17 protein-coding genes and 1 pseudogene are annotated in these 17,118 nt (G+C 65.9%); 2 read left to right on the forward strand and 16 right to left on the reverse strand.

The features are described 5' to 3' along the window. Positions 1 to 219 precede the first annotated feature (219 nt). The 3 genes and pseudogenes from Q0R16_RS17495 to Q0R16_RS17505 form a co-directional block, all read right to left on the reverse strand. Positions 220 to 465: a hypothetical protein gene (locus Q0R16_RS17495; protein WP_295639181.1), complete on the reverse strand. Its 246-nt coding sequence runs from the start codon at positions 463 to 465 to the stop codon at positions 220 to 222. A 17-nt stretch (positions 466 to 482) separates the two neighbouring features. Further along, positions 483 to 614, reverse strand: a pseudogene (locus tag Q0R16_RS17500) (CoA ester lyase); the annotation flags it as partial. Then, complete coding sequence (locus Q0R16_RS17505) at positions 611 to 1,456, reverse strand: MaoC family dehydratase N-terminal domain-containing protein (protein ID WP_295639184.1); 846 nt, start codon at positions 1,454 to 1,456, stop codon at positions 611 to 613. The gene Q0R16_RS17505 and the pseudogene Q0R16_RS17500, both read right to left, overlap by 4 nt. Before the next feature lie 35 nt (positions 1,457 to 1,491). Here Q0R16_RS17505 and Q0R16_RS17510 point away from each other — a divergent pair, with 35 nt between their 5' ends. Beyond that, complete coding sequence (locus Q0R16_RS17510; protein ID WP_295639187.1) at positions 1,492 to 1,875, forward strand: CoA transferase; 384 nt, start codon at positions 1,492 to 1,494, stop codon at positions 1,873 to 1,875. A 20-nt stretch (positions 1,876 to 1,895) separates the two neighbouring features. Here the strand turns inward: Q0R16_RS17510 and Q0R16_RS17515 are convergent, their stop codons facing one another. The 6 genes from Q0R16_RS17515 to Q0R16_RS17540 all read right to left on the reverse strand — a co-directional run bounded on the left by Q0R16_RS17515 (position 1,896) and on the right by Q0R16_RS17540 (position 7,000). Continuing rightward, positions 1,896 to 2,051 (reverse strand): hypothetical protein, encoded by a 156-nt coding sequence (locus tag Q0R16_RS17515; RefSeq protein WP_295639191.1) that lies wholly within the window; start codon positions 2,049 to 2,051, stop codon positions 1,896 to 1,898. A gap of 63 nt (positions 2,052 to 2,114) precedes the next feature. Then, positions 2,115 to 3,299: a cytochrome P450 gene (locus Q0R16_RS17520; protein ID WP_295639194.1), complete on the reverse strand. Its 1,185-nt coding sequence runs from the start codon at positions 3,297 to 3,299 to the stop codon at positions 2,115 to 2,117. Positions 3,300 to 3,311: 12 nt separating this feature from the next. After that, positions 3,312 to 3,803 carry a hypothetical protein gene (locus Q0R16_RS17525; protein WP_295639197.1) on the reverse strand — a complete coding sequence of 164 codons (492 nt, stop codon included), beginning with the start codon at positions 3,801 to 3,803 and terminating at the stop codon, positions 3,312 to 3,314. After that, on the reverse strand, positions 3,800 to 4,957 hold the full coding sequence (locus Q0R16_RS17530) for a prolyl oligopeptidase family serine peptidase (RefSeq protein ID WP_295639199.1): 1,158 nt from the start codon (positions 4,955 to 4,957) through the stop codon (positions 3,800 to 3,802). The genes Q0R16_RS17525 and Q0R16_RS17530 overlap by 4 nt, the downstream gene beginning before the upstream one ends. 3 nt (positions 4,958 to 4,960) lie before the next feature. Next, a complete protein-coding gene (locus Q0R16_RS17535) occupies positions 4,961 to 5,863 on the reverse strand; it encodes a VOC family protein (RefSeq protein WP_295639202.1) in 903 nt (300 codons plus the stop codon). Positions 5,864 to 5,884: 21 nt separating this feature from the next. After that, entirely contained in the window at positions 5,885 to 7,000 is a 1,116-nt protein-coding gene (locus Q0R16_RS17540) for an FAD-dependent oxidoreductase (RefSeq protein WP_295639205.1), read from the reverse strand. Between the two features lie 122 nt (positions 7,001 to 7,122). On the opposite strand from Q0R16_RS17540, the gene Q0R16_RS17545 reads away from it, so the two are divergent. Next, entirely contained in the window at positions 7,123 to 8,082 is a 960-nt protein-coding gene (locus tag Q0R16_RS17545; protein WP_295639207.1) for a LysR family transcriptional regulator, read from the forward strand. A gap of 82 nt (positions 8,083 to 8,164) precedes the next feature. Here Q0R16_RS17545 and Q0R16_RS17550 read toward each other — a convergent pair whose 3' ends face one another. From Q0R16_RS17550 to Q0R16_RS17580, 7 genes are read right to left on the reverse strand one after another with little or no spacing between them, the layout of a single operon-like run. Continuing rightward, positions 8,165 to 9,394, reverse strand: coding sequence for a CoA transferase (locus Q0R16_RS17550; protein WP_295639210.1), 1,230 nt, complete (start codon positions 9,392 to 9,394; stop codon positions 8,165 to 8,167). Next, complete coding sequence (locus Q0R16_RS17555; RefSeq protein ID WP_295639213.1) at positions 9,355 to 10,356, reverse strand: hypothetical protein; 1,002 nt, start codon at positions 10,354 to 10,356, stop codon at positions 9,355 to 9,357. The genes Q0R16_RS17550 and Q0R16_RS17555 overlap by 40 nt, the downstream gene beginning before the upstream one ends. Then, positions 10,353 to 11,375 (reverse strand): TRAP transporter substrate-binding protein DctP, encoded by a 1,023-nt coding sequence (gene dctP / locus Q0R16_RS17560; RefSeq protein WP_295639217.1) that lies wholly within the window; start codon positions 11,373 to 11,375, stop codon positions 10,353 to 10,355. The genes Q0R16_RS17555 and dctP overlap by 4 nt, the downstream gene beginning before the upstream one ends. Before the next feature lie 20 nt (positions 11,376 to 11,395). Continuing rightward, complete coding sequence (locus Q0R16_RS17565; protein WP_295639220.1) at positions 11,396 to 12,697, reverse strand: 2-hydroxyacyl-CoA dehydratase subunit D; 1,302 nt, start codon at positions 12,695 to 12,697, stop codon at positions 11,396 to 11,398. Further along, complete coding sequence (locus Q0R16_RS17570; protein WP_295639223.1) at positions 12,694 to 14,778, reverse strand: CoA transferase; 2,085 nt, start codon at positions 14,776 to 14,778, stop codon at positions 12,694 to 12,696. The genes Q0R16_RS17565 and Q0R16_RS17570 overlap by 4 nt, the downstream gene beginning before the upstream one ends. Then, positions 14,775 to 15,671 carry a hypothetical protein gene (locus Q0R16_RS17575; RefSeq protein ID WP_295639226.1) on the reverse strand — a complete coding sequence of 299 codons (897 nt, stop codon included), beginning with the start codon at positions 15,669 to 15,671 and terminating at the stop codon, positions 14,775 to 14,777. Before Q0R16_RS17575 ends, Q0R16_RS17570 begins: the two co-directional genes overlap by 4 nt. Positions 15,672 to 15,675: 4 nt before the next feature. Beyond that, the gene (locus Q0R16_RS17580) at positions 15,676 to 16,986 is read right to left on the reverse strand and encodes a TRAP transporter large permease subunit (RefSeq protein WP_295639229.1); all 1,311 of its coding nucleotides are present in this window, start codon (positions 16,984 to 16,986) and stop codon (positions 15,676 to 15,678) included. Positions 16,987 to 17,118 lie beyond the last annotated feature (132 nt).

Raw genomic sequence — 17,118 nt, forward strand, 5'->3', positions numbered from 1 at the left:
ACGCTGTGCTGTCAAAATCTTCCCTCAAGCTGATCGCTGATCCCATGGTCACGCCCTCCAATTGCAGGGCGCCATTGATTCAGAATTTCGCCAGTTTGGGAATCCCCCCCGTGAGTCAGCCTCACGGCAGGTTGGTATTACCGCAGCCCCGGCGCCGATAGACTTGGCCAATCCCCGGCTGCGCAAGCTCGCCGCCGCACCGGCGCCATCGTATGTCCGCTACAGCGGCACCTGGGCGAATGCGACGTGGTTTGCCGAGGCCAGTGATGCTCGGATCGTCACCTCGTTCGCAGTCAGCGCCAGTTCGGCTGGTTCCTCCGCCGTGGGAACAAGCAGAAAGTCGGGGCCATCTGAAAGACCAGCCATCGCGGCCAGATCTTCCAGGCCGATCGACCTGCGGACGGGATCGATACGGACCACGATCGTCGGCACATCCGCAGGGCGATCACGGAGAAAGCCGATCACGTGATCGTCGGTTCATCGGCTTTGGCTTCTTCCGCGATGGCATCTTCAAGGCCGAGAATGATCGCCTGCGCGCCGCTCGCGATCGCCTTGGCGAAGCGCTCCTGGCGCGCGCCAGGCGTGAACAACCAACTGCTCGGAAATGCGCTCAAACGGTTGCTCCAGTCGTGACCGTGGCGACCATGTTCCTGCTTCCGCGCTGTTCAGTCCAGACGCTGGCGCCGGCTTCGGTGGGTTCGCCGCAGACGTTGAGCGTCGTTCCATCGAACGCCGGGGCTTGTCCGCGAAAATGGAACGTGGCGATCGGCCGATCGAGATTTCGCTGGGCAAGCTGCACCAGCAGCGTTGCCTGCAGCGGGCCGTGCACCACGAGCCCGGGATAGGCTTCCTCATCGATCGCATACGGGCGATCGTAATGGATGCGGTGGCCGTTCATCGTGAGGGCGGAGTAGCGGAACAACAAGACCGGATCGGGCTGGATATCGAGCCGCCACGGGGCATTCGGCACCGAACCACTCTCGGCGGGGGCGGCGATCGATCCCGGTGCGGCGGCGTCTTTATAGACGATATCCTGTTCCTCGATCACCGCCTTGCCCAGAGTGCCGGACAGCCGATGCTCGACCGTGACGAACACCAGATTGCCACTGCGGCCCGACTTTGCCTCGACCTTCAGGATGGTCGATCTGCGGGAAACGCGTTCCCCTACGATCAGGGGCTGCAGGAACGTAAGCCGCCCCCCTGCCCACATCCGCCGCGGCAATGGCACGGGGGGCAGGAACCCACCCCGGAGCGGATGGCCGTCGATGCCGAGACCCGCCGGTGGCATTACGTCCCAGAAGTAGAGCCAGTGATGCAGCAGCGGCAGCGGCGCGCCCTCTGCCAGTGGCACCGTGCTGCCCAGGGCGGCACCAAGCGCGTTCGTCCGAACCGGATCGAGCGTATCCTCCACCGTTTCCGAGCGACCGGTCCACGCCGAAAAATCCTCGCCAATCATACCCTGTCCCATGTCCGCAATGCCTGACGGCGGCGATGTACAATGGATCATCGTCGGGCAGGCAAGTGCAAAAAACAAATATCTGCATCGATCAAGGAAACGCTTCGGGCCAGCCACTACCCGGCCACACGGTTGCGGAACTCGGCACGATGGTCGCCACACCATTTGCCACGCATATCTTGTCGCAGCTAGGCGCCGCGGTGATCAAGGTCGAGCCGCCGACGGGTGATGCGACGCGCGCCCTCGTTCGAGGTGGCCCTGGCGGCACCTTGATTGCTTATAGCCACGGCAAGAAAAGCATCGCGATCAATCTCCCGACCTCGGACGGTGGCGACGTGCTTCGGGCGTCGATCGCCGCGGCGGGCGTGATGGACGATCACCGGATCGACGGCCGAACGAGCCGGCTCGGCCCATTGTAACACGACCAGTTCGCGGGCCCTTATGCGGTCAGCGTGATCACTTCGGCCGCCGCAAAGCCTTCGCAGCCGGGCACTTGCTCCGCTCTTACCCCGGGGAAGAAGTGCTGCATTTCGGCCAGCGTATCGCCGTGCTTCTGGTACGTGATCTTGGGCCGCGTTACCTGCGGATCGCTCACCACATCGTTGCAGAGCGTGATCGAGAGATCGAAAGATCGACGAAGCGGCGTGTCATGGTGCCCTCACGCTGCGATGAGTTCGACCGGCAGGGTGCCGAGCGCGAACAGGGTGTTGTTGATCCGCCGAGTGGCGGGCGCGGTGGAGCGAATTTCGCCAACTTGCGCGATCAGCGCCGCCAGTACGGCTTCGGCCTCGAACCGCGCGACCATCTGGCCAAGGCACTGGTGGATGCCGAACCCGAACCCGACATGGCCGCTGGCACTGCGCGTGATATCGAAGCGATCGGGATCGCTCCAGTGGCGCGGATCGCGGTTGGCAGCGGCCAGGAACAACAGCACCTTGCTGCCCTCAGGAATCGTGGTTCCAGCGATGTCGACCGCGCGGCTGGTGGTGCGGAAGAAGGTCTGGACCACGCCGCCCCAACGCAGGCTTTCCTCGATCGCCTTGCGCGCCAGATCGGGTTGCGCGCGCAGCTTGCGCCATTGCCCGGGATTTTCGGCGAAGGCATGGACCAGGTTGGCGATGCCGTTGACGGTGGTGTCGACGCCCGCGGTCAGCAGCGAGCGCACCAGGCGCTCGGCTTCGGCTTCGCTGCACTCGCCATGATCGGCCGCAGCATAGACGAGTTCGCCCCAGCCGCCGGGCAGCAAATTGTCGCGCCGGCAGCTTTCCATCACCCATGCGGTGGCTGTTGCGGCGTTTTCCAGGCTCCGGGTCAGCAAGGCATTGCGCGGGCCAAAAGCGTTGAACGCGGTGGTGCCGTAGGGAATCAGATTCTCGCGCCCCTCTTCCCGCAACCCGACAAGCGCGGGGAATACGCTGAGCGGAAACGCTTCGGCCAAAGCCGGCACGGCATCGAACGGGCCCGTGCCGACCAACCCCGCCACCAGCGCATGCGCCTGTTCGACCCACTTCGGCTGGAGCGCACGCAGCGCGGGCAATGCGACGACCTTGTTCATCACCCCGCGTGTGCGGCCATGGAGCGGCGGATCGGCTTCGAGCAACAGCGACGGTGGCCGCCACGGTTCCTCGCGCGCGAAATCGGCCAGGCCCACTCCCCTGCCCGAAACGAACGTTTCCCAATCGGTCAGCGCGGCGCGAACCTCGGCATAGCGGGCCATGGCGAAGCAGCCATAACGCTCCAGCCAGACCACCGCGCCGGCATCGCGCAACACGGCGTGGTGTGCAAAGGGGTCTGCCAGCACGGCCTCGTCATAGGGGTCCCAGGTGATCGACGACAGGTCCATGCGGAGGGCGCCTCAGTTCGCCGGCCGGGCAAGCGCAGCGCGCAAGCCGATCGGCGTCACGATTGCGGCGAGTGCAGCGCCGTAGATCACCTTGAGCAAGCCTGCGGCCAGGGCGCCGAGCTGCTGTATGCCGGCAACCCGCGTTGCCGCTGCCACCATGATCGTGCCACCGATCGCCGAGACGAGCGCCAGCAGCAAGGCGCGGATGCCAAGCCGCCGGGGCAGTGCCGTGGCCGAATCGAGGAGCGAAACCGCGCGCTTGCGCAGCCGCCCGGCCGTCAACGCGCCCGGCACGAGCGTGCTCATCAAGCCGATCATGAAGCTCTGCGGCACAAAGTCGAAGACCCAGTTGCCCAGGCCCCACAGCGGAACCGGGTCGGTGCCGCGGAATACGGCGAGGTAGAACGCCAGCGACAACGCGGCGTTGATTGCCATGCTGATTGCGGTCTCGCGGCGGATGTAGGCGCGCGTTGCCAAGGTCGTGCCGGTGTCCGCTGCATTCATGCGACGTCTCCACCAAGCGTTTCGGCGAGCCAGTCTGCAATCAGATCGCGACCGTAGGCCATGTTGTCGGCGCCGACGTGTTCTACCCCGCCTTCGCGCGACGTGAATATCACCTTCTCGCGGCGCGGGGCGTTGACGAGTTGATCGTAGAGGTCGTGCGCGTAACCGACGCTGATCTGGCGGTCGTTCGCGCCGTGGGTGACCAGGAACGGGACCTTGATCCGGTCCATGTGGCCGTTGAGGTTCATGTCGGCCGAACGGGTCAGAAAATCGTCCATGTCGCTTGCGCCAAAGGCCCACATCACGTGCGCCCAGTAGTGCGGCACCGGGTTCTCGCCCTCGCGGTTTAGCCGCTTGTCCTGCACTTCGCGCCAGTTGTGGTTCGCGCCCCACACCGCGCCCGAGGCGAAGCGGGGTTCGTATGCCACCGCGCGCGGCGCAAAATGACCGCCCAGCGAAATGCCGGTCATGCCGATGCGTTTGGGGTCGACATCGGGCTGTGCCTCCAGCCAGTCGACCGCCTTCGACGCCCAGTGCTCGCTATGCGGATCGACCGGCAGCCCTTGCAGCCGCAACGCCTCGCCCGAACCGGGCTGGTCGACGCACAGCGTGGAAATGCCGCGCCGCACCAACGCCTCGGGCAGCCGCGACCAGAACAGCAGTTCCTTGCAGCTATCGAGGCCGTTGCAATAGACCACCACCGGGTGCGGTCCCTCGCCCGGCGCGCGGGTGTAGAGCGCGGGCATCGTGCCCTGTTCGAGCGACACCTCGATACGCTCGCGGTTGAGCTTGCCCAGCGCGGTCGACTTGTCGAACGTGGCGCGCGCCCTGGCGTAAGTCTCTGCGCGACCGGGCGCACCATGACCCTGCATCCGCTCGGCGTTGAACAAGTACAGCGACGCGCGTTCGAGCTTGTCCGAGGCGCTGAACGCACGGCCCTTGGCCTCATCTTCCTCGGCCAGCGCGATCAGCTTTTCGCCCATCGCCGCCCATTGCTTCATGAACAGCGGCGTGCCGGCATCTGCGCCGTCCTTCGCCGCGTCGAGGATCGGCTGGCACATATCGACGATCTCGCCGATCTGCCCGCCCGATTCCATCGCGATCGCGACCGAGAGGTTCCAGATGTAGTTTGGGAACGGTTCGTACAGCGCCACGCGTCAGGCCTCCACAGCTTCGAAAAGCCCGGGGTTGGGCACCGGATGCGGCAAGGTCTGCGGGCCACCCACGCCGATGCCCCACTGGTCCATGACCATTGGCGCGGGCACATGCACGATCGGCTGGTGCGTCTCGAAGTCCACCTCTTCCAGTTCGGAGGTGTATTCGGTGACGAAGCCGCCGGGCGTGACGAAGTAGCTGAAGGTGTTGTTGCCCGCGGTGTGCCGGCCCGGCCCCCAACCGATATCGATGCCTTTGAGCTTGAGCCGATGCGCGCCGCGCATCATGTCATCGACGCTGAGCATGTCGTAAGCAACGTGGTTGAGGCACGGCGGCCCGGGCAGGATCGCGATCCGGTGGTGCGCCGAATTGCAGCGCAGGAAGCCCATGAAGTCGCCCAGCCAGTCCGATACCTTGAACCCCAGCACATCGGTGAAGAACCGCATCAGCGCCGGATGATCGGGCGAATGCAGCACGATGTGGCTGATCTTGACCGGAACCCCTTCCCACCGCTCCAGCGTGCGCATGGTGCCGCGCGCAACGTCGCTCGAAATTTCGAACTGAAGCCCGTCGGGCGAAAAGAACCGGAAGCCATAGCCGCCGCCGAGGGTGCTGAGGCCGGCCGGTTCGGTCACGATCCGGCAACCCGCGGCCTGGACCTTGGCGAACAGGGCGTCGACGTCGGCACCGGTCGATGCAGCCAAGGCGATCAGGTCGAGGCGGTTCTGCTCGGCCGGACGCAGGCGAACGACGTGGTGCTCGTCGTGCCCTTGCGCCTTGAACCAGGCCATCCCGTCATCGCTCGGCACGGGCACGAGCCCCCAGACATCGGCATAGAACGCCTGCTCGGCTGCAAAATCGGCAACAGCATAGCCGACATAGCGGATATCAGTAACGCGGCTCATCGGGGATGATCCTTCGGGCTGTCAGATGGGTTTGGAAATTACCGCGAACATTTCCGCGGTTGCGTGCGCGTTGTCGATCGCCGGCCCTGTGCCCAACTGGCCGTTGCAGATCGCCAGGCTGGCTTCGACGATATAGCGGCAGCGCTCGTAGCGGCGGGTGCGGTAAGCGGTCAGCGCGTCTTCGACCGTGGCGGCCGCGCCCAGTTCTTCGGCCAGCACGATCGCATCCTCGATCGCCATGCCGGCGCCCTGCCCGAGGTGCGGCGTGGTGGCGTGGACCGCATCGCCGAGCAGACCGATGCGGCCCTTCGACCAGACCCCGTGCGCCATCAACGCCTCGAGCGGGCGATAGACGACGCCGGTATCGTCGGTGATCGCTTCACCCAGCGCGCGGATCGCGGGCGAACAATTGGCCAGCTTCACGCGCATCGTCTGCGCCAGCCCGGCCAGCGGATAGCGCGGATTGCCCGGCTCCGGCGTGGTCACGAACATGTACATCAGGTCAGCGCTCATCGGCACCAGGCCGACGCCGGTCGGACCGTTGTAGACCTGCAACGCGTCGAGATCGGCCGGGCGCGGCAGGTTGTAGCGCCACACCGCCTGGCCGGTGAAGACGGGCGGTGCGATCTCGGGCAGGATCATCCCGCGGACTTGCGAATAGGCCCCATCGGCGCCGATCACGAGATCGTGCACCGACGACGAGCCGTCGGAAAACTGCGCAGTAACTTGCGTTCCGTCGTCGTCGAAGCTGGTCGCCGTCAGCCCCAGCCGGATCTGCGCACCAAGCGTCGCGGCTCGATCGCCCAGCAATTTCTGCAACGCCGGCCGGGCGATTCCGACATTGGCGGGGCGCCCTTCGACCAGCCGCGGCGAGGGTACGCGCGCGACTTTCACGCCGTTGGGCAGAAATATCTCGACCGCATCGAACCCGCAGGCCGCATCGAGAAAATCGTCGAGCATGCCCAACTGGTCCATCGCCCGGACCACGTTCGATTGCTGGATGATGCCCACGCCATAAACCGCCCATGCGGGATCGCGTTCGATCAGCGTGACCGCATGCCCGGCGCGGCGCAGGGCAATCGCAGCGGACAAACCGCCGATGCCGGCACCGATGATGAGAACGGACAATTCCTGCATGGCCGTTGGTCGATCCCTCTCCGCGCCCGGCCCTCGACGGGACCTCGTGGTTTTCTTTGGCCGCTCACCGATCATTGGTCTAACGCATTGTTGCACTGACAAACTACAAATGGAATCGATGGATGCGGCTGGATCAGTTCGATCTCAACTTGCTGGTCGCGTTCGACGTCCTGCTGGCAGAGCGCAATGTTACCCAGGCCGCCCGCAGGTTGAACATGACCCAGTCGGCCATGAGCGCCGCGCTCAAGCGGCTGCGTGAATCGTTGAACGACGAGGTTCTGGTCCAGTTCGGCAAGAAGATGGTGCCGACCTCGCGCGCATTGGCAATGGCGCCCGACGTGGCCGCGGCGGTGCAGAACTTGCGCAGCCTGATTGCCTCGGCAGCTTCGTTCGAACCCGCTCGTTCAATGCGCCGGTTCCGGATTGCGGCGTCGGATTATATCACCACCGTCCTGCTCGCCCCGCTGCTCGAATCGTTGCAATCCGATGCACCCTCGGTCGAATTCGAAATCAGCCTGCCCGACACCACCAGCGTCAAGGCTATGGAAGATGGCGAGCTCGACCTGATGCTGACGGCCGAGCAATTCGCGGCACCCGGCCACCCGCACGATCTGCTGTTCACCGAACGCCACGTCGTTATCGGCTGTGCCCGCAATCCGCTGTTGCACCAGCCGCTGACCGTCGAGGGCTTTTATGGCTGCGGCCATGTCGCGGTCCATATCCAGGGCCAGCCAACGTTTGTCGAAACCGCGCTGCTGGCTGCCGGCGACCGGCGCCGCATCGAAGTGATCGCACCATCGTTCATCCAGGCGCCCTGGATGCTGCGCAACACCAGCCGCCTGGCGCTCATGCACGAACGCCTTGCCGCCCTGCTCGCGGCGCCTTTGTCGCTTGCGGTAGCGGCTTGCCCGATCGATCTGCCGACGATGAACGAAGTGGCGCAGTACCATTCTGCACGCGCGAACGATCCGGGCCTTGGCTGGTTGCGGGGGCGGTTGAAGTCAGCGGCTCTCGCGGCAGTCCCGGCCCCTGCCCCGACCTTGGCCCCGACCTTGGCCCCGACCTTGGCGAGTCAAGCCTGAGACGTCGGTCGGGAACGTCCACCAATCGGCGCGATGTTTGTGCCTGCTGCGGGCAATTGCCGGCGGCAGGGCTTGCACTAAACTACACTTTACGGTGTTTGGTCCCGCCATTTGATGGATCGCGATCATTTCTCAACCAGGCGAGAATTTCTTCCCGGTTCTCGTCAAGCCTGGGCGGAGCGCAGGTTGTGCCCGGGCCATTTTCGCTCATCCGGAACCCGGCGTTCGGTATCGCCAGGGTCTCGCCATCGGGAAGACCGGGGATCGTCAGCGGCAGCAAGGCGTCCGGACCGGCGAGCGCAGCGCCCTCGTCGACGCTGCGAACGAGGCCACAAGGGATGCCCTTTGCGCTCATCCCGGATTCGAGGTCTTCCGCGTCGTATTTGGCCAGCTCGTCCGCAAGTTGCTGGCGCATGACATCAAAATTCTCGCGCCGTGCCTGGGGAGTTGCGAAACGAGGATCATCGAGCCAATCCTGCCGCTCCAGCCAACCCGCAAGGGCGACAAATTGGCTCTGCTGGACCACGCCGAGCGATATCCGACGGCCGTTTCGAGCCAGATACATCGAGGCAGTCGGCAATCCCGAATACCCGGTGTTGCCCATGCGCGGCATCGGCTTTCCCGTCACCAGGAACGGCGTGAGCGCCGAAGTCATGAAGGCCAGGCTCGCATCGAGCATCGACACGTCGATATAGCTGCCCCCGCCCCCGTTAGCGCGGCGCAGCAATGCCGAAACGATGGCGAGCGCGGCCGTCTGTCCAGTCAGTGTGTCGACGATCGGGAACCCGATCCGCACCGGTGCATCACCCTCTGCCCCGCTCAACATCATCATGCCGCTGGTGGCCTGGACGATGTTGTCGATCGCCGGCCAGTCACGCTGTGGCCCTACTTGGCCGTAGCCCGATACCGAGCAGAACACGATTTCCGGATTGAGCGCTCTGGCCGCGTCATAACCCAGGCCCAGGCGTGCGATCACGCCGGGCCGGAAGTTTTCAAGCAAGACGTCGGATCGCTCCACGATCGCCCGCGCCACATCAAGGTCGGCCGGGTCCTTCAGATCGAGCGCGATCGACTTCTTGCCGGCGTTGGCCGCAATGAACGCCGGAGCCATTCCATCGTACCGCCGATCTCCGCCGTAGTTGCGAAAATTGTCGCCGGTTTTCGGCTCGATCTTGATCACTTCCGCGCCCATCAGCCGCAGCAGGTGCGAGGCGAAGGGCCCCGCCATGACATGGCTGAAATCGGCGACGCGAATGCCGGCAAGTGGTTGGGTCATGGGCTCCCCGGAAATTGCTTGCGAACGATCGTCCAACGCGGATCGCGGCACAGAATACAGTCCTGGTCCGTGAATTGGTGGCCTGCGATGGCCACGTGCTTGAGCTGCCAATCGAGCCAGGCCACGCCCAGCTTCGCCCAATCGCCACCATCGGCCAGTTGGAACGTGCCACCATGACCAACGGGCAGATTGGCATAGAACACCGGCACGGTGTCGATCCGCCGCACGTCATCGTCACCGTTGGCATAAGCAATATCGGCTTGCCCGCCGAGCACGTAGGCTATGGGCGTGTGCAGCCGCTTGAGGTCCGATTTGTCGAGATGCATCCGGCCCGGCACCTCGTGGGGCACGTTGTAAATGCCGCTGTCATAGACCACCGCGGTCGATATGCGCGGATCGGCGGCTGCGGCGATCGTCTGCAACCCGCCGCATGAATGGCCCATCACCGCGATCCGGCCGGTGTCGATCCGCCCCGCGAATGGTCCGGCGCGGTCTGCTGCCCTTGCCCAGTCGATCGCCGCGAGCAGATGGGCAACCGTGGTTTCGTCGGCCACCGTGATGGAGAGCGCGCCCGGTTGGCGCCCGCCGCCGGCGGGTAGCGCCGCCAGCACCGGCCGTTCAGCGCGCGGGGCACCATTGGCCACGACAAAATAGCCGTGGCTTGCAACTTCGCGCAGGAAGTGGCTGGCGGACAAGCCGTTATCCTTGCACCCGCCGTTGCCCCACAGCACCAGCGGCAGCCGCTCCGCCGGCATGCGCGCGGGGTGATAGACCGTGTAACCCTTCGCATCGGCGCGCGCTTCGGCCACCGCCGGCCAGCGCCCGGTACCCGCGGGGGCACCGATCACGCCCGGTGGCAGGACCGGTGGCAGGACCGGGCCAAGCACACTCGAAGGCGCATTGGGGTCGGGTGCGGGACCAGTCGGCGGCAGCGGTCCCGCGGCTAAGGTGGGCGCCGCGCCTGCCAGCAAGGCGGCAACGATGATCGACCTGGTCATGACGGTGGTCCCTGGCAAGTAATGCGGTCACGCGCCTTGACCGCACCGCGCGCAGCCTGCAACGCGCCAAGGCCGTCGATGCCCAGCCGGCCGAGCGCGCGCGCGTTGATTTCGGCATTGTGGAGATAGAGCGCATCGAACCGCGCCTGGTCGGCGGCGGGCATCGGCAGGATCGCGATGTGATGCCTGAGCGCTTCATCATAGCCCTTCTGCCACGCACCCTTGATTTCCAGCGCCAGCGCAGCTTCCCACACGGGTCCGGACTCGGTGAGAACTTGCCGGTCGGCCACGCTCAGTGCGTTCCACCGGATCAAGCTCATGGCCCGTGCCGGATACGCGCCTCGGGGCACCTCCAGTGTGTTGAAATGCCCGGCGATTTCAGCGAAATGGAGTGACCGGAAGGTATCGGCAGGGGCAACCACGCCATCGATCATGCCCTTGCTCATCGCCGAATAGACTTCGCCCATCGGCATGTCGACCGGGTCCACGCCCAGTTCACGCAACACGCCGAGCAATTCGGTGGGCGCGCGCAGCCGAAGCCCGCGCAGATCGGCAAGGCTGCGTACGGGGCGCGTGCGCGTGACAACGCCCGGGAGCGATCCGCCCTGCACTGCCAGCACCTTGAGGCCATGCATTTCCTGCGCCAGTCGCGGGCTCGCCGCCTCGATGCAGCGGTACAGCGCGACTTGCGAGGGAATCGTCGTCGCACCCGAATAGAAGCCCGATTGCACGCGGATCAACTGCGTGCCGCCGCGCACGTAGATCGGCGTGACCAGCCCGATATCGGCAACGCCATGGCGCAGCTCTTCCATCGACATATCGGCCGAAAGCAACGCGCCCGACCAATTGGGGCGAACCCGCAACCGGCCGGCCGAGCGTTGCTCGACGAACTTGATCCACGCGATGTCCGCTTTGCTGAACGGATGCGTCGGCGCGTAAGGCGAGGCGTATGTCAGTTCGGTCACGCCCGGCGGCAATGCGCGGGCGCAAGCGGCCAGCAACGCCACTGCAACCAGCATGCAAAGGGCGCGCAACACAGTCACGCCAGCCCGCGCTCGCTCAGGAAATTGCGCACCATCGCCACCATCGTGTCGTGGTCCCAGGTCTTGGCGTCGACCATGTCGGCATCGATCACCAGCACCGGCACGCCGGCATCCTCCAGGCTGCGCGCGGTGATCTTGTTGCCCGATTGCGACAGCCGGTTATCGGGCGGCATCAACATCACCGCAGCGTCGATTCCGCAACGCTCGGCCTCGCTCACCATCCAGCCGTTCATCCAGGGCGGCAGGTGGAGCACTTCGTTCATCCCGCAGATGCGGCTGGCGAGCGCTTCCATCGGCCGCCCCTGCAAGTCGCGGATATACTGCGGCCCGGCGAAGGGCATGTACATGGACCACACGAACACCGCGCCTAGCGTTTCCTCCAGCGCCTGGTAGAACCCGGGATCGTGCCACACCCCGGCGCCGATCCACATCAGCCGGATTTTCTCGTTGGTCGAGGCGCCGAGCCCGGCATCGATCCGTTCGAACACCTCGTCGCGGAAGCGCTTGGCGTGCGCCACCGCCCAGTCCGAACCGCGATGCCATTGCGGGATCATCGTGTTGGGCATCTGCTCGGCGATCGAGACCGGACAAGGCCGCGCGGTGCCGATCGCTTGCGCCGCTTGCCAGATATGGCCTTCCTGAACGTTGATCTGCTCCATCAGGTGCTGGAATTTCGCCTCGTCGAAGCGCTTGCCGGTGCGTTTTTCCAGCAGCGCGATCAGGTCGCGCATTTCAGCTACCATCAGCGCAATCCGGTCGACATCGTACACGTCCTGCCACTGGTCGCGCGAATGGGCGAACCAGCGCGGGTCCTTGTGCTCCCACGCGGGTGCTTCCATCGGAAAGAACTCGGTGCCCAGCGCTTCGGCCCACTGGCCGAACACGTGCTGGATGCAATCGCATGTCATCCGCGCGACCAGCACCGCCGGCTTGGGCAGCCCGCCCCACGGAGCCGAGGCCGGATCGTTGGCCAGTGTGCAGGCAAGGCCCAGCGAGCAGTACTTGCAAGCGTTCTCGGGATAGCCGTGCGCCGCCATCACCTCGAAATAGCGGCCCGAAAGCTGCTTTGCGGAGATGTAGGCAGACCACCACTGATTGGTGATGATCGGCACGTCCATCGCGTGGAACAGCTCGTGAGGCGTATCGGCCTGGACGATCGCGAACGGTTCGCCATCGTCGACGACGCGACGTTTCAGGTCCAGGCCGAACTGCTTCTGATAAGCGTTGGCCGCGGCAGTGGACGCCAGCATCTTGCGGCTGCGCTGGCCAGTTTCTTTGGGGCCGGTTTCGGTGCTCATTTGAAAACTCCCTGCGCTTCAAGCTCGGCGATGCGGTTGTCCGACAAGCCGGAACGGTGCTTCGCCACCCAATGGGCATGCTCACCCATGCCCGGCGGGCGGAACGGTGCCAGCAGATCGCGCGAAAACCGGATCGGGGTCGCGATGTGGCCGAACGGCCCGAGCACGGCGTGGTCGAGCGTGACCAGCGCACCGCGCGCCACGAGTTGCGGATCGTGTTCGAGCAAGTCCTGTGCGTCCTGCAGCACCCCGCAGGCGATGCCGGCGGCTTGCAGTTCGGCCATGATTGCGTGGTCCTTGCGCGCGACGGTCCAGGCGGCGATGTCGGGGCCGGTGATTGCCTCCAGCCGATCACGGTCGCCGTCGGAAAACAGGCTAATCGCGACCCAGCGATCGTCGCCGGCGGCCGGAAACACGTCCTGGAACAACACATTCGCATCGGCATTGCCAGTGCGCTGCGGCCGTTCACCGCGCTTCGCCGCAGCGAGCGCATCGCGCATCTGCTGGACGCAGATCTCGTACATCGCGGCATCGACGTGGCACCCGCGCCCGGTCTCGCGCCGGCGCTGGAGCGCGGCGGCAGTGCACGCGGCCATCACGTATGGCACGATCACATCGCCATAGGGCACTGCGCCGGGGATGACCGGATCACGGTCGGGCCAGCCGGTGAGGTAGGTGCGGCCCGAGAGCGCGCCGCCGGTGCCGTCGACGCCCCATTCCTGCGCCATCGGCCCGGTCTGCCCGAACACGCTGCCCGAGATCATGATTACGCCCGGATTGCGGGCGGCTAGCTGCGGGTAATCGAGCCCGAGTTTCTTCATTGTGCCCGGCGAGAAATTCTCGACCACCACGTCGGCCCAGTCGATCAGCGGATCGAGCACCTCGCGGCTGCCTGTTGCCTTCATATCGAGCGACAAGCTGCGCTTCGACGAATTGAGGTGCGCGAACCATGGCTTGTCATCCAGGTTGCCGGCCTGCGAGGCGCTGACCTGCACGTCCATCCGCGACAAGTCGGGTCGGGTGCGCGTCTCCACCTTGATCACCTCGGCGCCAAGATCGCCGAGCGTCTTGGTGGTGATCGAACCGACCAGCGCCCACGCGAAATCGAGCACGCGCACGCCTGAGAGCGGGCCTGATCGGTCGCCGGTGCGCGCGGCTGGGAGTGCGCTCGCCGTGCCCTCGCGGATCGCGGCGAACCGTTCGGGCAGCCCATCGACCGTCGCAAAGAACCCCCGCGCCGCCAGATGCGGATCGGCCAGCACGTCGGCCGGTTCGTTGACCACGCAGGCGTTGATGCCGCGCCGGTGGCCTTCGCTGGCGATTTCGGCTTTGGTGCGCGTGGCGAAGAATGCGGCAATCGCGGCCTCCCACAAAGCGCGGGTCTCGGCGGGCAAGGTCGAGCGGTTGTAGGCCAGCCAGTCAGTGCCCTTCGTGGGATTGTCCATGCCGACCGCGTCGATCCAGTCGGATAGCCCCTGGTTGGCGGGAGCGCCCAGCCGGCCCGTCATCAGCGAGTGGAAGCACCAGCCATCGGCGAGGCGCCAGATCGCGCGCACCGTCGCGCGGCCATATGCCAGCGCACCGCCGACGCGGCCCAGCTTGCGCCGGTCGAACTGCCACACCAGCACGCCGTTGACGTTGCGGCTGAACGCGACCTGCTGGATCGATACGTCGACGTGCTGGCCGATGCCGCTGGTCCCGCGCGAATAGTGTGCGGCCATCGCTCCGGTGCCTGCAACCATGTCGGCGTGGAAGATGCAGGCGTCGAGCGCTTCCTTGACCGGGGGCAGCCCGGGCTCTCCGGTTACGCGCAAGGCCCCGCCCATCGCCGATGCGACAAGTTCGCCGCCGCGCCATTGTGAGCGCGGACCGCCAGATCCAAACGGTGTGACCGAAACGTGGACCGCGCTTTCGGGAATCACCGCGCCAGCAAGCGCTTCGAGCCCGAGATCGTCGATCACGAACGAGGCGCCCTCGACCGGCCCGCCGATCTCGGCGCCGAGCGATGCCAGGAACCGGGCCAGCGGACGATCCGCCATCGCACCGAGCGTGGCAACACGATGGCCTGCAAGCGGCATCATGTGCCGATCTCCTTCAGGAATGTGCCGATCCGGTCGGCCGCGTCGGGATCAGGGCCCCACAGGCGCCGCGTCAATGCCAGCGCGGGTACGCCGGCCGCATCGAGCACGCGCCGCAAGTCGGGAAGATGCCAGACTTCGGCTTCCTCGTCCTCGGAGTACCACAGGACGGCGGCCTTGGCCCCGGTCGCTGTCAGGCGGGCGCGAAGCGCGGCGGCGCGATCGGCGAACGCCCGATTGCCAATTACGCTGGTGTGGATCTGGCGTGCGATTGCGCCGCCGGGATCGCCGGTCGACTCGTCCACCGCCGCGCCGGGATCGCGCCAGGTATCTGCCAGCGCAGCTCCGTCGGCGTGCCAGCCCTGACGTTCGATCGCGTCATGGAGCGCGCGATCGGGCGGCGGTGTGCCGATCAACAGGCAGGTCGGACTTGTCGCCGGTTGAGCGGCCAGCATGGGTCGAGCGCTGTTCGTTGCAACGATACCCGCTTCGAGCGCCGCATCGTCTACGCCCAGCCGCTCGGCCAACCCGCGCACCGCCTGCGTTGTGCGCGCAAGGCTGCTGGCGCGCGGGCCTTGCGCGCTATCGAACACCAGTGGCTCGGGACCGCCGGCGATCACCCCGCGCCGGCGCAATTCGCACACATAGTAGTAGAGCCGCTGCGCGTTGTCGTCGGCGCGTGCGAACACCACTGCCTCGTGCGCGTCGAACGCGCCCGCCGCCCAGTCTTCGAGGATGGAGGCCGCCCACGGCGCGAAGCGATTTTCCATCCACTGCGCCGCAAACGGCATCGGCCGGCCGAGGGTCCAGCAAAGCGAGCCGGCATAGCGTCCGCTCGCGGCGAACAGATCGTGGGGCAGCAAGGGACCGACCGAGGCGAATGAGGCAAAAGTCATGGGGCTACTGTCCGAGCACGCCCGGCAGCCACAAGGCCATCGCCGGGAACAGGATGATGAGAAGCAGGTGCACGAGATCGCTCATCAGGAAGGGCACGACGCCCTTGAAGATGCGCATGATCGGTATGTCGGGCGCAACGCCCTGGATCACGTAGAGATTCATGCCGAGCGGCGGGTGGACGAAGCCGATCTCCATGGCGCGCACGATGAAGATCCCGAACCAGATCGGCGACAGCCCCATGTGCACCACGATCGGCAGCAGGATCGGCGTGGTCAGCAACATCAGCGCCAGGCCGTCGAGCACCGAACCCAGCAGCAGCAGCAGTACCGCCATCACGATCAGCGTGCCCACCGTGCCGAACCCGAACCCGGTAACGATCTGGCCGACCGCAGCCGCCAGCCCCGTGACGCTGACGAAGACCGAGAACACCAGCGCGCCGACAATGACGAGGAATATCAACCCGCTGGTGCGCAGGGTCTCGGCAAAGGCGCGTTCGAGCATCGGCACCGACAGCCGCCGCCGCAGCGCGGCGATCGCAAGCGCGCCTGCGGTTCCGACCGATGAGGCTTCCGCTGGGCTGAACCAGCCGAAGGCGATACCGCCCAGCACCAATGAAATCAGCGCGAGCATGTCCCAGATCCGCAGCAACGCGCGGCCGCGCGTGGGCCAATCGGCGCGCTCGGTCGGCGGGGCGATGCCCGGCTGCAGCCGGGTCAGCACGAACACCACCGCGCAGTAGAACAGCATTTGCGAGATGCCGGGGATCAGCGTGGCGGTGAACAGCTTGCCGATAGACTGCTCGGCGATGATCCCGAACACGATCAGCGCGCCCGACGGCGGCAGCATCTGCCCCAGCGTTCCGCCCGCCGCGACCGTGCCCGTGGCAAGCGCATCCGAATAGCCGCGGCTGCGCATCTCGGGCAGCGCGACCATGCCAATCGTGGCTGCCGTCGCCAGGCTCGACCCGTTGATCGCGCCGAAGCCCGCGCAACCCGCTATCCCGGCATAAGCGAGACCACCACGGCGGTGACCGACGAGCTTGGCCGCGGCATCGAACAGATCGCGGCTGGCATCGGCCGCGAAGAACAATTGCGCCATCAGCATGAACAGCGGCAGCGTGCCCAGCTCATAGCGCGTCAGCGTGTCGATCACGAGAACCCCGCCCTTGATCAGCGCAGGCTCGAACCCGATCGTGACCATCAGTCCGACCAGCCCGACCAGGCCGAGCGCCGCGCCGATCGGCACGCCCGATACCAGCATGACGAACAAAACGAGCAGGCCGACCAGGCCGGTGGCGGGCGTCGGAGTGATCATCGCCGGCCTCGCAGCGCCTGCAGGGCGAACAGCGCGGCGATCAGAACCAGCCCGGAATTGGCCACGAGCCGCAGCAAACGCCACGGCACCCCGATGACTTCGCTCGTTTCGTGCGCGTTCCACAAATCGGCC

This window comes from Novosphingobium sp., from assembly GCF_025351285.1.
Taxonomy (GTDB): Bacteria; Pseudomonadota; Alphaproteobacteria; order Sphingomonadales; family Sphingomonadaceae; genus Novosphingobium.

What these genes read in the sequence shown, in the direction of transcription:
- Q0R16_RS17555 (WP_295639213.1), bottom strand. Translation starts at nt 10,356, where the DNA reads ATGACCAGGTCGATCATCGTTGCCGCCTTGCTGGCAGGCGCGGCGCCC.
- Q0R16_RS17565 (WP_295639220.1), bottom strand. Translation starts at nt 12,697, where the DNA reads ATGAGCACCGAAACCGGCCCCAAAGAAACTGGCCAGCGCAGCCGCAAG.
- Q0R16_RS17570 (WP_295639223.1), bottom strand. Translation starts at nt 14,778, where the DNA reads ATGATGCCGCTTGCAGGCCATCGTGTTGCCACGCTCGGTGCGATGGCG.
- Q0R16_RS17580 (WP_295639229.1), bottom strand. Translation starts at nt 16,986, where the DNA reads ATGATCACTCCGACGCCCGCCACCGGCCTGGTCGGCCTGCTCGTTTTG.
- Q0R16_RS17545 (WP_295639207.1), top strand. Translation starts at nt 7,123, where the DNA reads ATGCGGCTGGATCAGTTCGATCTCAACTTGCTGGTCGCGTTCGACGTC.
- Q0R16_RS17510 (WP_295639187.1), top strand. Translation starts at nt 1,492, where the DNA reads ATGTACAATGGATCATCGTCGGGCAGGCAAGTGCAAAAAACAAATATC.
- Q0R16_RS17525 (WP_295639197.1), bottom strand. Translation starts at nt 3,803, where the DNA reads ATGAATGCAGCGGACACCGGCACGACCTTGGCAACGCGCGCCTACATC.
- Q0R16_RS17535 (WP_295639202.1), bottom strand. Translation starts at nt 5,863, where the DNA reads ATGAGCCGCGTTACTGATATCCGCTATGTCGGCTATGCTGTTGCCGAT.
- Q0R16_RS17505 (WP_295639184.1), bottom strand. Translation starts at nt 1,456, where the DNA reads ATGATTGGCGAGGATTTTTCGGCGTGGACCGGTCGCTCGGAAACGGTG.
- dctP (WP_295639217.1), bottom strand. Translation starts at nt 11,375, where the DNA reads ATGCTGGTTGCAGTGGCGTTGCTGGCCGCTTGCGCCCGCGCATTGCCG.
- Q0R16_RS17540 (WP_295639205.1), bottom strand. Translation starts at nt 7,000, where the DNA reads ATGCAGGAATTGTCCGTTCTCATCATCGGTGCCGGCATCGGCGGTTTG.
- Q0R16_RS17520 (WP_295639194.1), bottom strand. Translation starts at nt 3,299, where the DNA reads ATGGACCTGTCGTCGATCACCTGGGACCCCTATGACGAGGCCGTGCTG.
- Q0R16_RS17575 (WP_295639226.1), bottom strand. Translation starts at nt 15,671, where the DNA reads ATGACTTTTGCCTCATTCGCCTCGGTCGGTCCCTTGCTGCCCCACGAT.